This window comes from Scytonema sp. PCC 10023 (genome assembly GCF_963920835.1).
Lineage (GTDB): Bacteria > Cyanobacteriota > Cyanobacteriia > Cyanobacteriales > Nostocaceae > Kalymmatonema.
On record NZ_CAWUDP010000036.1, the window covers coordinates 21,257 to 36,591 of the forward strand.

General features: G+C 41.8%; 10 protein-coding genes, 1 tRNA gene, 2 pseudogenes and 1 CRISPR repeat array. Of the genes and pseudogenes, 5 read left to right on the top strand and 8 right to left on the bottom strand.

Going from position 1 to position 15,335, the window contains the following annotated elements:
- Nucleotides 1-45 precede the first annotated feature (45 nt).
- Nucleotides 46-117: transfer RNA gene (locus ACM0OZ_RS21690), tRNA-Gly, on the top strand.
- Nucleotides 118-487: 370 nt separating this feature from the next.
- Nucleotides 488-884: direct repeats of the CRISPR family, unit length 37 nt; unit sequence CTTTCAACCCACCCCTAGCTGGGATGGTTGTTGAAAC.
- Between the two features lie 486 nt (nucleotides 885-1,370).
- Here ACM0OZ_RS21690 and cas12k read toward each other — a convergent pair.
- Nucleotides 1,371-3,293, bottom strand: coding sequence for a type V CRISPR-associated protein Cas12k (gene cas12k / locus ACM0OZ_RS21695; protein ID WP_414584891.1), 1,923 nt, complete (start codon nucleotides 3,291-3,293; stop codon nucleotides 1,371-1,373).
- 17 nt (nucleotides 3,294-3,310) lie between these two features.
- On the opposite strand from cas12k, the gene ACM0OZ_RS21700 reads away from it, so the two are divergent.
- Nucleotides 3,311-3,592, top strand: a complete 282-nt coding sequence (locus tag ACM0OZ_RS21700; protein WP_414584892.1) for a hypothetical protein — start codon at nucleotides 3,311-3,313, stop codon at nucleotides 3,590-3,592.
- A gap of 36 nt (nucleotides 3,593-3,628) precedes the next feature.
- Here ACM0OZ_RS21700 and ACM0OZ_RS21705 read toward each other — a convergent pair whose 3' ends face one another.
- Nucleotides 3,629-5,065, bottom strand: coding sequence for a hypothetical protein (locus ACM0OZ_RS21705; RefSeq protein ID WP_414584893.1), 1,437 nt, complete (start codon nucleotides 5,063-5,065; stop codon nucleotides 3,629-3,631).
- A gap of 567 nt (nucleotides 5,066-5,632) precedes the next feature.
- Between ACM0OZ_RS21705 and ACM0OZ_RS21710 the strand changes: the two genes are divergently transcribed.
- Nucleotides 5,633-5,833, top strand: coding sequence for a hypothetical protein (locus tag ACM0OZ_RS21710; protein WP_414584950.1), 201 nt, complete (start codon nucleotides 5,633-5,635; stop codon nucleotides 5,831-5,833).
- Between the two features lie 108 nt (nucleotides 5,834-5,941).
- On the opposite strand, the gene ACM0OZ_RS21715 is transcribed toward ACM0OZ_RS21710, so the two are convergent.
- Nucleotides 5,942-8,449, bottom strand: coding sequence for an NACHT domain-containing protein (locus ACM0OZ_RS21715; protein ID WP_414584894.1), 2,508 nt, complete (start codon nucleotides 8,447-8,449; stop codon nucleotides 5,942-5,944).
- A 534-nt stretch (nucleotides 8,450-8,983) separates the two neighbouring features.
- Between ACM0OZ_RS21715 and ACM0OZ_RS21720 the strand changes: the two genes are divergently transcribed.
- Nucleotides 8,984-9,220, top strand: coding sequence for a hypothetical protein (locus ACM0OZ_RS21720; protein ID WP_414584895.1), 237 nt, complete (start codon nucleotides 8,984-8,986; stop codon nucleotides 9,218-9,220).
- Nucleotides 9,221-9,411: 191 nt separating this feature from the next.
- Here ACM0OZ_RS21720 and ACM0OZ_RS21725 read toward each other — a convergent pair whose 3' ends face one another.
- Nucleotides 9,412-10,926, bottom strand: a complete 1,515-nt coding sequence (locus tag ACM0OZ_RS21725; protein WP_414584896.1) for a S8 family peptidase — start codon at nucleotides 10,924-10,926, stop codon at nucleotides 9,412-9,414.
- Between the two features lie 223 nt (nucleotides 10,927-11,149).
- The gene (locus tag ACM0OZ_RS21730) at nucleotides 11,150-12,547 is read right to left on the bottom strand and encodes an RNA-guided endonuclease InsQ/TnpB family protein (RefSeq protein ID WP_414584897.1); all 1,398 of its coding nucleotides are present in this window, start codon (nucleotides 12,545-12,547) and stop codon (nucleotides 11,150-11,152) included.
- 78 nt (nucleotides 12,548-12,625) lie between these two features.
- Here ACM0OZ_RS21730 and tnpA point away from each other — a divergent pair.
- Nucleotides 12,626-13,070: pseudogene (gene tnpA / locus ACM0OZ_RS21735) on the top strand (IS200/IS605 family transposase).
- Between the two features lie 459 nt (nucleotides 13,071-13,529).
- Here the strand turns inward: tnpA and ACM0OZ_RS21740 are convergent.
- From ACM0OZ_RS21740 to ACM0OZ_RS21750, 3 genes and pseudogenes are all read right to left on the bottom strand, one after another.
- Nucleotides 13,530-13,826 (bottom strand): annotated as a pseudogene (locus tag ACM0OZ_RS21740) (transposase); the annotation flags it as partial.
- 93 nt (nucleotides 13,827-13,919) lie between these two features.
- A complete protein-coding gene (locus ACM0OZ_RS21745; protein WP_414584898.1) occupies nucleotides 13,920-14,450 on the bottom strand; it encodes a TniQ family protein in 531 nt (176 codons plus the stop codon).
- Complete coding sequence (locus ACM0OZ_RS21750; protein WP_414584899.1) at nucleotides 14,450-15,286, bottom strand: TniB family NTP-binding protein; 837 nt, start codon at nucleotides 15,284-15,286, stop codon at nucleotides 14,450-14,452. The genes ACM0OZ_RS21745 and ACM0OZ_RS21750 overlap by 1 nt, the downstream gene beginning before the upstream one ends.
- Nucleotides 15,287-15,335: the final 49 nt, after the last annotated feature.

The window sequence follows — 15,335 nt, forward strand, 5'->3', positions numbered from 1 at the left end:
TCGTGTTATAATGGGGGTTAGCTTTATTGAGCCTAAACTCCATTTGCGGGTGTAATTCAGTGGTAGAATGTCACCTTCCCAAGGTGAACGTCGTGGGTTCGAGTCCCATCACCCGCTTTCAAATCTGTCAATTAACAGATTATTTGTCGTCGTTAACAGATTAATGTCGTCGTTAACAGATTAATGTCGTCATTAACAAATTAATGTCGCTGTTAACGAATTAATGTCGTCGAATTAGTTCCAACTAACGTTAACAAATTAATGTCGTCTAACAAGATGCCTTGCTATTGGACTAATCGACAGACTTATCCCTATTTTAGACTTACTTGTGCATATTAGTTATCTGTGATTATTCTTCCCTAACCCAAAATAGCTTTTGAAAAGTATTCTTGGGAAGGTGACATTCCTTTCAACCCTCTTAAATCCTTTCTAAAAAGGATTGTTATTGCCATGCAATTATTAAAACTTGGAGTTAATAGAACTTAAACTTTCAACCCACCCCTAGCCGGGATGGTTGTTGAAACTATATTTCCTTGCCGCTCCAAAACCTTTGTCTTTGTCTTTCAACCCACCCCTAGCTGGGATGGTTGTTGAAACTTCTGGAATGAGGTCAGCGATCGCCTCATACCATCCCTTTCAACCCACCCCTAGCTGGGATGGTTGTTGAAACTAACGGAAAGAGTTACTCGCAACCAAGAGATTATCTCTTTCAACCCACCCCTAGCTGGGATGGTTGTTGAAACAATTAGTGGCTACTCGGTCAACGTGTCTCGCCACTTTCAACCCACCCCTAGCTGGGATGGTTGTTGAAACTCGACGCTTGGGTTTTCACCATTTCAGCTTTCTCCTTTCAACCCACCCCTAGCTGGGATGGTTGTTGAAACCGATCCGTCTAGAACCCTTGCTATTAGAGCTTTCCATACACATCTTTGGCAGGACTGCCTAAAAGCATCTCCTACTTGACATCAAAAAACTAAATTAACTGACATGCTAGTTTATCAAGTCAAGATAGGACAAAGGTTTTGAGATTTTGGCGGGACTCCAGGATTTTTGCCCCCGCTTTGACACGCCAAAAAAAATATTTAGGAGGGTTCCCCCGACGAAGGGGGTGATTCAGTAGCCACCACTGAGGTAAACCCCACCGTTTTACAACGGCTCAAGCTTTATCAGCTTTAACTCTTTATTGCTGGGAGCGCACCTATCCTGTCAAAAGACAGCAGCATCAAGAGCGAGCAGCTACCAGGGTCAGAAAGCAAAACGGTCTTTCAACCGTTAAACTAACCCAGATTTATCACAGTACAGAGACTCAGAAGAGCATGAACTGCGGCGCTGTTACTTTCATATTAAGTTTTCAAGGTTCGGTATTTTGTTTAGATTGATGAAGCTATCCGGCATTGATAAGCAAACAAAGCTAAATCCCGTGCTTGCTCTTGAGGACTACCTCTAATTGGTTGTTGTCCGGTTTCAATCAAGATTCCAACTTTTGCAGCTTGGCTTTGGATGTTCTCAATCAATCGACCGTAACTCCAGTTATGAACTTGTTTGCGATACTCTTTTGCATACTTTTGTTGACCTTCCTTAAAACCAGGAATTTTTTTCTCGGCTCTTGCTTGAACTTCGCTCTGAATTATTTCTCGCATATCACCAAGTTTTGGCAAGACAATGCTTCCAGCAAAATAGGTTACTGCGATCGCAACAATCTCTTTGGCTAACAATCTGTCTACATATTGCCCTAATTCAGATTCGCCAAAATCGTTTCGAGCAAAATCTTTTTGAGCTTTGTGGCGATCATGAGAAAGGCGTTGCTTTTGTTGTTGCTGGCGATTCAAGAGGTTGTAGTTGTTACCCAGTAATTGCTTGACGCTGCGATAGGCGAGAACTTTATTATTAACTGCATCAAATACAGCAACGGTTGCAGGATTTTCCAAGCCAAGGCTGACACCTACTAAAATATGAGACTTACCCTCGTATAGAGGTTTGCTTGGACGAGGAAAAGGGGTGTTAATTTTAGCAAGTGTCGATTGTTGACGGGTGACAAAGGCTTGCTGGTTTGAATTGAGTTCACCTTTTTCTTTTGCTTTTGTTAAGTTTTGCTCAACATCTGCGATTTTTTCGATGGCTACTTGTTGAGTTCCCTCAACAGTCCACATACGAGTATCAACTGAGCAAAAAAGGATTAAACGATTTACACTCCACGGTTCTCCTTTACCTTCTTGCTTTAACCAAGACAGTCGTCCAGAACGTAGGGTAAATAAGCCGCTGGAATGCTGGTTTTTCCCCTTGCGTTTAGTCTCCTGGTCTTCCACAAAGCGTTGAAACCAAGGAAGGTGTCTTTGGTCGCAATATACTTCAAGTTTTAGTTTGCTTAAACCGTTAAAGCTAACAAATATTCGACCTTTATCGCTAATTTCCCAGTGCATATCTTCGTTAGTTTCATAAGCTACTGGGAAGGGGACAGTACTCGATTTTCTTAAAAGACCAGCTTGCCAAGATTTGGCTTCGTTTTCATCTTGAGGAATGCTATTGACAGCTTTCTCTAGCGTCTCCAACCATTTTTTTCCTGTTAAATCTCGCCCTTTAGGTACTCGGCTTTTTAGCTGCTCTTTCAGTCGTTCAATTTCGATTTCTTTTTTGCGTCTCATCTTGGCATATTTATCAGGGTCTTCTTCAGCAAAGTTCACCTGACAATTATTTTTAATGAGGTAAACTAAGGCAGAGCGTCTTAGGATATCTTCTGTCTTTTGGTAAGCTTCAAATAACACACCAGGCTTGATAGACATAGGCTCATCAGCTTTGTCTTTTTTAAGTTTTTTGCTTTTCTTTCCCTTTGATTTTTGATTTATACCATCAGTGGAACTTGCAGAAAATTTACTTAATATTTCGGTAGCTATTGTACGAATAAGCTCTAAACTAGAGTTACTTTCCTGTTCAAGTTCTACATCACTTTTAAGCATTTCGAGCCAACGCTCTTTCCCTTCTATTTTGCGTTGTCGCCGCTTGTGCAAAGCTAACCAAGACTTGTATATGTATGCCACCAGAGTTGTCGCCGAAGTATAAAAACGACCTGGTTGACCAATAAAAGGTTCTTGTGTTTTGAGTGAGTCACACAGTGCCTTGATAGTCGTTTTTGGCACTTTACCAGCTTGTACCCATGCCTCAAAATCAGTATGTTTTCCCAGCCTGTCCAATAATTCATTAACCAAGGGTGTGTTCTTCTCTGCCATGAGTTCCCAGAGATGGCGGAGCGCTTTGTCATCTGCAACTAAGCGACATTGAATCGTAATAACGCTCATGGAGTTAAAGATTTTGAGTGACAACCCACTTTAATTATGAGCGTAATGACGCAATAGCGCAAACGCTTTTAGGCGCAAGTTTATTTTTGTTAATATACTGTGCAAAAATTAAGCCCGGACAAGGACTTGGTGCTGGGATGACTGAAGAAACACGAGAAGTTAGGGGAAGAATCCCTAAAGACTTAAAAATTGCATTTGAGATTGCCTGCGCTCGTTTGGAAGTAACGCAGACGGCAGCACTGGAGGATGCGATTAAGGATTGGTTGAAAAAACAAGAGTCTGCATCCGGTGGAAAATAGAGTTGGTTGGGAAATGTTGACTTTACTGCTAATCACCTAATATTTGGTGATGCTTTCTGGATTTAGCCTATAACCGTTCCCATTGCGTAAATTTCCATCTGTATCCTCTATCGATTCAAGGCTTAAATTTTTGCCCATCGCTTTGCCAATGAGTTCCATGAGGGCTTTTGCTCTTGCTTGGAAAAATGCTTCAAAGTCGTCATTGCGTAAAATTTCTAGTTTGATGCAATGCGATCGCATTATTTCTTCCAAGCTAGCTACCGCAGTTCCATGTAGCTCAAACTCTTTCAGGTAAGCTGAAGGTGCTTTACTGCCGATTCTTTTATTGGTTTTAGCGCTCAATGGGGTGCGGTTAACTAAGCAGTTATATTTTTTAGGGTCGATACCTTGTTTACGACACCATGCGACGGGGAAAATATGGTGTGAGTCGATTTGTTCTTCAAAATAAACAACGTCGTTAATTTCTTCGCCTGTAATCCAATCTACTGCACCTTCACGCCGTAGTAATGCCGCGAACCCCTGATAAACTGCACCAAGTCGCTTTCTGACGCTAAGAAGTCTTTCAAACGAGAAATTTGCTTGCGTAATGCCAAAAGGAACGGAACCACCATTCAGCCATGCTGGTACTTCGACAATATCGCGTCCAGCTTGTGAATCGTGCCAGTGGGTATAAATTTCACCAAACATCCCACACCACAACCAGCGTTCCAACATACAACGCACTTGAAAAGAACGAGAGCGATCGCCCAGAATTGTCAAAATTGCGCTTAAGGCTACTAATTGGATGGGGCAAGCAATATCATCGGCATCAAAGATTTTTTGACCGCGTAGAAAACGAGCCGCTTCTTCAAAGCCTTTGTTAACAGGGTCAGCCCATGTTTGATATTCTTCTTTTGTTAATTTTAATACTTCGGCACGACCGCAAGCCACACCCGGCAACTTATCTAAATTCCAGCCTTGTTTAGCTGCTTCGATTCTTCGAGTGTAATCAGCTACTAAGGTTACAGCTTGGATAAAATCGGTACTACGGACTTTCCGGAGAACTTTGAATGTCTGAAAGCGGTTTTCGCGGTGCTTCCAATCATCTCGAAGGCTAAAATCGCCTACACAGTAGCTCGAACTCATTAAGTCAAAGAAATTCAAGTCGCATCCAGCGGTGTTGGTATCTTCAAAAACTTGACATACTGCTTCCTTGGGTAATGAGTCGCGCAGTTGAATTACGGGTATTTGATAATGCTCGAATTTTTTCAGAACTTCTAATTCTAAAGTGTCAATTAGTTCAAGTTTTTGCGGGTCGTACTGCCAGTACTTGGAAAATTGGCTGCGCCATTCCGAGAAAGAGAATACTTTGGATAATGGGAATAAAAGTGCTTCATATTCGTTTTCTGGTGTGGAACAATCGATAATATGTTCATCGATTCTATATTGAGTTGTCTGGGGATTGCTGTCTATTACTCTATTTGTTCTAAGCAAGACTTAAACTCACGATTCGTGACTATTTCATAGATATTATGAGTCACGATACGTGTAAGAAAGCAGTGCGAGCGCTAGACTTCGCCATACATACGCAACTGAAATTTAGCAAGGGAGTTGAGAGATGCGATTGCGCTCCGCGCAGTGCCCAAGGGGCAATCGCGAATCATGCCAGCCAATTTATCATGAGTGCAAGCCTCCCTCTACAAGCAGCAACTAACTACCTATAGTGAAATTACTGAATATACTTAGTATGTACAAGCTAACACAGAAAAAATTAGATTGACGCTTCAAGTGTAGTTGGCAACAATACCCCAATGCCTGCCTATGCTATTTTTGCCAATAATTACAACGGCAAATCTTCATAAAATCTTCTCTGTATATACCTAAATTATCTTTCAAGTTTTTTATTTGTCTAGAAAATTCCCAGATATCAGAGTGTTTTCTACGACATTAGAATTGTTGAGGAAGTTGTAGCAAATTTTATTTTGGTACTTGGGATTTGGTAGTCGGGAATGTATCCTTACCGCCTATCTCCTGCTGCCTGCTCTCCAAAACAGGGGAAAGATGACAGATACCTTAAATCCCACACCTGGTTCTATAGTTAGCTGTCGTAGCCGACAGTGGGTTGTACTACCTTCGGAAAATCAAGACGTTATCCGCTTGCGCCCGCTAAGTGGAAATGAAGACGAAATCACTGGACTTTATCGGCAGCTTGGGCTAGAAACTATTACATCAGCAACTTTTGCCTTACCTAAAGGCACCTGATATTCGCGTAATCCCAACCATCCTTTTGCCTCGCGGTAAAATACCTCCACCCAATTGCGTTGCAAGTAAGTACTTGCCACAATTGCTGGCGTACACCTGTACCCAATCTCATCTTTTCACTGGCAATAGCAATGTATCCTCAATCTCCTGCCGCACTTCGCGGCTCACGTAACAATCGCTGTTAAGGCAATCAACTAGTAGCTGATTAGCGTCAAAGTACTGCTTCAACAGTTCCTTTTGGGAGTTGCTGAACTGCCAGTCATGACCAATATTGCGATACTGAATTATCACATCTCTTAACTGTTTAATCCAAGCTTTACCGTTTGCCTGCCACCAAGATCTGTATGCTTTAAAATCATATTCCTGTTTCGGGAGTTGGTTTTTGAGTTGTTGAAGCGAGCTCTGTAATTCAGGATTACGGGCGAGGTCTCGGTCGAGGGCGAGGGGGAAGTCTCGGTCGAGGGCGAGGGCGAGGTCGAGGGCGAGGGCGAGGTCGAGGGCGAGGGCGAGGTCGAGGGCGAGGTCTCGGTCGAGGGCGAGGGGGAAGTCTCGGTCGAGGGCTCGGTCGAGAGCTCGGTCGAGAGCTCGGTCGAGGTCTCGGTCGAGGGCGAGGGCGAGGGGGAGGTCTCGGTCTCGGGCGAGGGCGAGGGGGAAGTCTCGGTCTCGGGCGAGGAGGAGGGCGAGGTCTCGGTCTCGGTCTCGGGCGAGGAGGAGGGCGAGGTCTCGGTCTCGGTCTCGGTCTCGGTCTCGGGCGAGGTCGAGGGCGAGGTCTCGGGCGAGGGCGAGGGCGAGGGCAAGATAAGCGTAGAAGCTGCGAATAGCAGCTGGTTTATAGGACGTTTCTACAGAACTGGATTTTTGCTTAACCCAAGTGAGGAACTCCTGTAGCTTCTCATCTTTTTCTAAGAGTGCATTAATAATATGTTTCATTAACTGCAACAAAGCATCTGCATTTTCCAACATCCCCACTGTTAGTAAAAAGACTTCCCGCCAACGCTTTTCGGTAATGTGGATGGCTAAGGCTTGCAATGCTTCTGGATTGGTACTGGTACTGTTAACAACCTTTCTTGCAGAAAAGTACTCGTGAAATGTTAGGTGTGAGAAAGAGTAAATGCTTCTTGCTCGTTCTACAAATAATCCATGCTGAGCTTCAATTGACTTAAGCACTGCTTCACTATCTAGTTGCAGTACCTCTGGATCTGCACTAGCATCTGGCAAATTTCGGATATATTGAGTAATATATCTTTCAACTTCTTTTTGTTTGAAGAAGTAGTTACCCTTTTCAAAAGTTTCTAAGGCAATTTGGCTGAGTAAATCTTCCTTGCGTTTTAGGGATAGCTTCTTATAGACTTGGTCACGTTCAATATTTCGCTTCACATCCCACTTTTTCAGTAGTACATCTAAACCCTCTTTATATAGTTCAGAACGATTTGATGGGAAGTTACCGGATTCTTCAAACACTAAACACAACAGTGTTAACAACAATGGATTAGTTGCTAACTCCTGAATGGGCTTATCTTTTTTCAAATTCTCAATAAATCGTTCAGCTTTAACTGCATCGTCTTTCGCTTTGAACCATTTATTAGCAAAGCTGGCAATTTGTTGTTCGTCAAAATCTGCAACTTCAACTTCAGTAAACCGCTCAAAAGTGTATTCCCGTGCAGCAATTCGGCAAGTTATTACAAATTGATTTTGATGGAATTGAGTTGTAAAGTCGCGAATGCATTCCAAAATCCTTTTGCTGTCTGCATCTCTCACCTCATCTAGCCCATCTAACAGTACCAATAGCTTGCCTTGATTGAGCAGTTTTTCCACGACGGTCAAATCAACTAACTCATTTGTGTCAGTTGTACCCCAATTTAGAAGAGATGCCAAAAAACCAGTTTTGATTTTTGTATTAGGTGCAATTCCTAAGCTTGCAAATAGTTGAATTAAATATTCTAATAAGTTAGGTTGATTGGGCAGTTCAGCAAATTCCTTGAGTGTAATAAACAAAGGAATGTGATTTGCTTGGAACCTGCCCTCAATACATTGGAGTGCCAAATATTTGAGAAACGTTGTCTTACCTGCGCCTGGTTTACCCAAAATCATTAACTTTGAGTACTTGTTTACTGCCTCCAGACCAGGAACTCTTTTCTCACGCACATCACCCAAACTAAATCGCTCAAAATTCTCAATAGACAAACCTTGGAGAAGTTGAGCTATTTCTAGCCGTCTGCGTCCGGTAATTTTCTCAAGAATGTTGACGCTCGTGTAAATATCATCTAAGCCAATGGGCTGAGTCATATCTAACACTCGCATACTGCCGCACCGCTTATGAATGCTGTCGCGAATATTTTCTCGTGCTCTCTGCACTAAATCATTAATATCAACAGTCTTACCTGTTTCTTCTTCCCCTGGCTCCAGTTCTGCAATCTCACCCCACTCCAAATTGAGTTCAATGCAAATGTTTTGGAACAACCGCTTTTCAACAGGTCGTTTGGCAAAGAACTTAATCACAACTTGACGAGTACAACCTGCGCCTCCTGCTAAATAATCCTGCGTCCACCCCTTGAGTTTAAATGCTTCCTCAGCTTTTTTAATCCCTGCTTCTGATGCCCGGAGTGACCTTACCATAAATGAACGCAACTTTTACACAAGTCTTACATAACTTTAACATAAGTTTAACGTGTTTCTTGTACCAAAGTATGTGAATTTTAGAGTCTGATGGAATTGTAAGTCTCAGTCACATAGTTATGATCAGCAAATCAAACATCAAGCAAAATAATGCAAAAAGCTAATTGTATTTCATTGAAAGTATTGAATTAACTTAAGCTACAATTAAGATTTACTTAATTGTGTACTTCAATACTTATTAAATATCTTTTGATGTCCATCAATGAAATCTAATAAGCTTTTCTAAAACAAATGCTTGCTATTGATTATTGTAGGTTTGCTGTACGCTTACATTCATACAATTTTTAGGGCTGAGCAATTGTTGGAGATTTTGAGGTAGGTCAAATCAGTAGTTTATACTCTTTCTAAACTATTAGCTTGACAAATAGTATAACACCTCAAGTAGTTCGATCAGTTAAGGAAAAAACTAAGCTAAAAAGACTATTTAATTTAGCTATCTCCAAAACTCTTGAAGAAGTATGATAAGAGGTTAACATGATAGACTGTCAAGATTATATCATTGCTCCTAAGAGACAATTTATTGATAAGGTGCCATCTGACTGGACAAAGTCTTTAAAACAGATACAGGGAGTTTCTGTTATTAAAGGTATGCCACCCCGCTTGTATATTCAGGCTACTCCCCCAGCAATTAATGAGATTCGTAAGCAGTTTGGGAAGCAGTTTTATATAGAAGAAGTAATCCCTCATAAACCAACACCTGTTGTTGTTTAGATAGAGACGTGCTTACAATTATAGGTAAATTAATAAGTTGGCGAGAAAGGGCTTGAAAATAGAAATTGAAGCCCTTTACGTATCTTAATGAATTTGATTAATTTAAATTAAACAGATTAGTAGTTTAACCTCCTTAGCTGGTAGCATAAAGCGCGCCAACCAGGGAGGTGAAATTTAGATGTCTTCTGATACTATCTCGGTATTTCTAAAATCCCGTGTCCTTGATAATGTAGATTTAATCCCAAATCTCGACAATTTGACCTAAGTAAGTCACGTGCTTTACTAGAGCGAGACGAATCTCTTGGCAGACTAAGATAGTCTGGTGTAGCTGACAGGATAACTGCTAATGCAGCACAAATAATTGGGCTAGCCATAGAAGTCCCATCCATAGCAGCATTTGGAGTAAGTAAACCATATCTTTCAGGAACGGTTGATATTATTCCTACTCCTGGAGCACAACAAGTTATTTCAGGACCAAAGCAACTAAAATCACTCAGATAAAGGTTATGCTTGCCATACTTTTTCTTTTCTGTTGGATAACGAATTGAGGCTAGTGTACCATCGGGTCCCCATCCCTCCAAACCTAAAGCAGACACAGCTATAGTCTCATCGAAAGCAGCAGGATAGATCACTCTTGCTGCGCTATTTCCTGCCGAACAGATGCATAATGTTCCTCTTCGTAAAGCATCAATGATGGCGTCACGCTCTATCTCAGAACGTTTGTCAGCACCAAGGCTCAAATTAATTAAGTCAACTTGATTATCTCGCGAAAGACAGTCGATCGCATTAGCAATGTCCGCCTGATTTGCTTTTCCATTTGCAGGAAACACTCGCCCACAAAAAAGCTCTGCACCTGGTGCAATTCCAGCAAAAGTTTTTGAAGATTGAGGTGGACGTGCTCCAATAATTCCGCAGACATGGGTTCCGTGCGAACCCACATCTTCGTTCCCTAATGGGTCTATGTTCCCACCGATAAACGCACCAACACATTTAACATGACTTAAATGTGAATGTGGACCAACGCCAGTATCAATGACTCCTATACGGGTACCATGCCCACGTTCCTGTGAGTATTGTTCTATCCCTAAAACCTGATGCCACCAACCAAGCGGTCCTTCAGGTAGTGCGGGAAGATCAATCTCTATTTGATTTTTTGGTCCCCGTACTACATAGCTCCAAAATTTACCAGATGGATAAATAAATAATGCTGTGGGTATCCATGAAAAGTTATAAGAAAAGGTGACGCTACCGGATGCAGGTGTTTTTTGTTTCACTTCGATGGAATCAGTGGCTCCAAATGCGTTACGCAAAAGAAGAATAAGCTCTGCACCTTCCACGCCTTGACCATTACCTTTGACATGAACTGTTAGGGTTTGTCCATTGCCAGCATCTGCTGCATTTTCTTCTGTCGTGACGAATGGTATCCACGCGGAATGAAATCTTGTTTCTGTTGGATAATGAAGTATCTCAGGTTCCAAAATAACCTCAGGCGGCAAATTATTAGCTATTACAGCCATTTCGTTTGGTTCGGCATCAAACACCACAATTCGACGTGTATCAGGTTGTTTAGCATTGATATCACTAATTAGATTAACCCTATGCGAAAACTCTGTTTCAAAGGTAAAATCTAAACTTTGACGTGATGCTACCTTTTCTGCGTTCTTAAACTTTCCAGCGATCCTGTTAGCCATTACAAATCTTGCCATTCAATATCTCCAGTTTGTACACAGCCTAAATAAAAGCTACGATCACTCACTTTTTGAGAACTCAGGACTTACGCAACTGTCACAAGCGATGGCGCAGCTACGCTGCGCCGAGCGCCCAACAACTAAACGATAAACATGGGAACGTCCGGACGTTTGAGTTGTTGAACTAAATAATTTGATAGTAATCCATGCTTGATTTGATAAATTGCTAATAGTGAACTACCTACACCGCCTGATTACAGGTCGGTGTAGGCTTCTGGTACATTCTTAATGTTGCCAGAACTTCCTTAGAGGTACTATTAGTAGTAGAGTCACCCACTACAGGATTCCCTTTACGGCGTTTTATCGTTGGGAATAGTCCCAGCCCAACGCGCTTTACGTTGATGGATGCGTTAACATCACGGTCAACCCAAAGCGATTCTTTGTTGTCCCAATATTCGCGGATACCGCAGTCAGTGAAGATAAATTCATCTCGGTACGCGAGTAATTGAGACGTGTATGCAGGTTTTACTGCTATTGTCCTAGCCCCAGCTTTTCCAGCTATGTATTCTAGGATTGTGAAAAACTGTCCAAAAGCAGCGTCGTTCCAGGACTTGTTTAATCCGGACTTGCGCGACTGACCATTGGGTAAATATTTACCGTCCTCATCCTGCTTGGCTTTGTTCCGTTTAGACAGAGCTTTCAGATTTAAATCTTCATATACAAAAACTTTTTTATTAGTGCGTATTAGTGCGTGAGCAGTTTTAAATGCGTGGTCAATCCTAGCTCTAGCAATGCGTTGATGCTGTCTAGCTTCACGTTTAGCCAACTTGCGTCGCGCTCTACTACCTTTTTTCTTGGTAGATTTGCGGTTGGATATTTTGGCTAGTCGTTTCTCTGCTTTTCTGAAAGACTTTAATGCTGGCAGTTTGGTATTTTCTGAGGTTGCTAGATAATCTTGTTCATGAAGTACTGCATCCAAACCTAGAGTGTTGTCCCAAGTTGGTACTATCTCATCTGGCTTAAAAACAGGTACGTTTGGATCTTCAAGGCATATGGTGATGTACCATCCGTCAGATTTGCTTGTTAACAGTGCATTCTTCAACACAAAACCATCAGGTAAAGGACGGTGTAAACGTACTTTTATCCAACCTTGTAGCTTTGAGAAAGACAGGAACAACCAATCTTTTTCAATCCGCTCAACAGTAATGGCTTGACCCTCAATTCTCATCGTGCGGTAACGTGCAGCGTTTTTGAAACGTGGTTTCCCGCTCCGATTTCCATTACTGCCCCCTTTGAGAAAACGAGAGAAAGCCAAATCTACCCGTTTAGAAACATCTTGCAACGTCTGTGATGGAACGCGAGTAAAATCCAGCAATTCTCCAGAATAACCAACCTTTAGCAGGTCTTCTTTAATAATCGGTAGCTGCTTTTTCTGGGAATAAAAATCTGGATTATCTCGCAATTCTGGCAATGAACATACCAAAGGACAAGCATCAATCCTGCTGCGGTTATTCTCCCACCAATCAAATCTGTCTCCCAGTTGTTTATTGTACCAGTATCGGCAAACTCTCAACCAAGTATTCAGTTCTAGTTTTTGATTGGTGTTTGGGTAAGCGCGATACTGGTAATTAAGCAACAAAAGGACTCACCTTCTTAAGAATTTGGCACTGTTATTATTATAGACTACACTGATTGTAGTTGAGTTCCTGAAAAATATGTGAAAAATGATTTTGGCATCCATTGGTAGGTCAGTCAGTGACCTGAAAATACATTTGGTTTTGACAACGAAGTATCGCCGCAAAGCTATTAATAGTGAGATGTTGCAGCGATTACACGTTATTCTTGAAGACCTGTTGGTTAAATGGGATTGCAAACTGGTTGAGTTTAATGGTGAGTCTGACCACGTACACGTGCTGTTTCAGTACCATCCAGATTTACAATTAAGCACGTTGGTAGGAAATATCAAATCAACAACTTCTCGCAGGCTCAGGCAAGAATTTACAGAACACCTGAGTCATTTCTACACCAAAAATGTTTTTTGGAATGGGTCGTATTTCGTTGCTAGTTGTGGCGGCGTTACCATCTCGACCTTGAAGCACTACATTGAATCACAAGATCGACCGGAGAATGACAATTCCTCATCGACCAACATTGCTGATTGAACTGCGTTCAATGCCGCTCGTTGGTCAATTCGTCATTGCCCAGAATTCATCCCACACTGCCTGAGTACAGGTCAGATGTGGGGCTTCTTCTGTTTCCAGCTAATTTGAGCAACAACCTCTTTGGACGTTCCCCGTTAATAATACTTATGTACTAATAGAGAGCGATTGCCCAAGGGGCACTGGCGGAGCCAATCGCACTGTGCCAGTTGCGTAAGTCCTGGAACTGTTAATCGTTTCCATTGTCGCTCTGTCAAGTCGCCTGGACACTGCGGTGGAAGAATCATAGGTAAATGCTAAATTCGTTAATTTTTAGTATTTTCAACCATTTTATCGAATTTTAAACACGCCCTAGTGGTCTGTCAATTTTCTATTTGTGGGTAAAGACGCTTGAGACGGATGCGGGCATCTGCGGTTGAAAATTGCCAATCCACCGACTTTTGCAAACGGATTGCGCTCAATTTACCAAGCCGTTGTTTCTCGTTCTAAAATTTCGCGTTCTGGAGTCCGGCGATCCAGACATTGTCGAGTCAATGCGGAGAGTTCATTCTCAGCAATATTGAGCCAACTACCATGTTGAGGGGTATGGTGGATTTCCAATCGTTCTACTAAACGACGAGCAGTGGTAAACTCAAACGCTTCATAGAGTGAGGAAAGTTTGTGAATGTTGAGCTGGTTACACACCAAAATAACTTTGTCGCTATCGGCATAGTCGTCCTCAAGTAAGCGCCTAATTTCTGTTGCCCAGTCAACTGCCGTTCTGCGTTCTTCTCATAAACTCACAAATTTAGGTTTGACAGACCACTAGAGACGTAGTTAAATATCATGTCTCTTTCTTGTTTGGTGTTTTTGTCAATAGCGCTTCTGACGCCTTGCCATTTTTGTAAAAGGTAAAAAACAATGCGGACATTCTCCTTGCACCCAATCTGCAGGAATCGGGAACGGTGTCTCACAGTTAGTGCATTTTGTTAACAAAGCCAGCTGGTGGCGATTGTTCAAGGGGCAGTGCCGAAGGCAATCGCATACCATGACATCCTTAAACTGCCACTCGACGCGGTGACAGGGTGACTCCTGATAACAAGCACTACACAATCGAATAGGTCTTGGTTTCATCGTCACACCTCTTGGTGGAAGCATCTCGATTAATCTGTCAACTTTAACTTCCACCACAGCAGCCAACGCTTCTAACTCCTGCGGTGTCGGAAATGGATTCAAATAAAACTTCTCCCAGCGTGAAATAACTGCACCAATTCCCGTTAATTTACCTAATTGAGTTGCAGTTAAATAATTTTCCCGACGAAAACGACCCAAAAAATGACTTAAGCTTTCCCCTTCGAGCGGCTCTACTTGAAAAAATCGTGGTTGTTCCGCAGGTATTTCCATTACTCAAACCACTCCAAAACCTCATCCAAAGTAGCCTTATCAATGTTTTTCAAACCTTTTCTCAAGGATAAAATCGCAGCCCTTCTTAATACCCTATCTACCAAACCAATTTTCCCACTTGTTTTTTGATATAGCGGCATTAAAGTTTCACGTTTTGTTAAGTTCGATGGTACAGGTAAACACAAAACTTCATCTTCCCAAATTTGTACAAATTCAGGGAATTTCTTTTCTGATACTAATGGTAATCTATAACATTCTATAAATCTATCGTGAATATATGGCTCTTTTTTAATGAGATTATCCAGACCATCTGTCCCCACAAGAACAATTGAAATTTTCAATAAATCATAAATGCGGGCAATTTCACTAAAAGTATTTAACTTCAGAAAATTTGCTTCATCGATAACCAGCATCTCAACTTTGGACTCCTTTAAAAGCCTTAATACTCGCCGTCTCAGGTCTGTAAGCTTTCCAGAAATCGCATCATATTTTAAACTTTCAAGTATTAAAGTTAGCAACTCCCCAGCCGAACACTCTCCAGGCACTTGCATATACAAGACGGGTACAATATCGCGCTTTCCTGTTCTTTTCTGCGGCTTATTCAGAAGTTTATACACATCACAAGTCACCGACTTACCTGCTCGTGGTGGTGCAACAATTCGACCGCATTGTTTAGAAAGTCGTAAACTGTCTAACCAGTCATGAATTTTTTGGATATGCTCAAGTTCGACAACACTAGGAGTAATTAGCCGTTCAATTATCGGCAGTAATTCTTCCGGTATCGGGTCATCTCCCCATAAATTCTGTACCCACTTGCGCAAATAATCTTCTGCCATAATTAGTGGTTTCTCAAATATAAAATGCGTTCAAAATCGATAAACCAGA

Coding starts and splice junctions, on each gene's coding strand:
- ACM0OZ_RS21745 (WP_414584898.1), bottom strand. CDS start 14,450: ATGGAAATACCTGCGGAACAACCACGATTTTTTCAAGTAGAGCCGCTC.
- ACM0OZ_RS21715 (WP_414584894.1), bottom strand. CDS start 8,449: ATGGTAAGGTCACTCCGGGCATCAGAAGCAGGGATTAAAAAAGCTGAG.
- cas12k (WP_414584891.1), bottom strand. CDS start 3,293: ATGAGCGTTATTACGATTCAATGTCGCTTAGTTGCAGATGACAAAGCG.
- ACM0OZ_RS21725 (WP_414584896.1), bottom strand. CDS start 10,926: ATGGCAAGATTTGTAATGGCTAACAGGATCGCTGGAAAGTTTAAGAAC.
- ACM0OZ_RS21720 (WP_414584895.1), top strand. CDS start 8,984: ATGATAGACTGTCAAGATTATATCATTGCTCCTAAGAGACAATTTATT.
- ACM0OZ_RS21710 (WP_414584950.1), top strand. CDS start 5,633: ATGACAGATACCTTAAATCCCACACCTGGTTCTATAGTTAGCTGTCGT.
- ACM0OZ_RS21750 (WP_414584899.1), bottom strand. CDS start 15,286: ATGGCAGAAGATTATTTGCGCAAGTGGGTACAGAATTTATGGGGAGAT.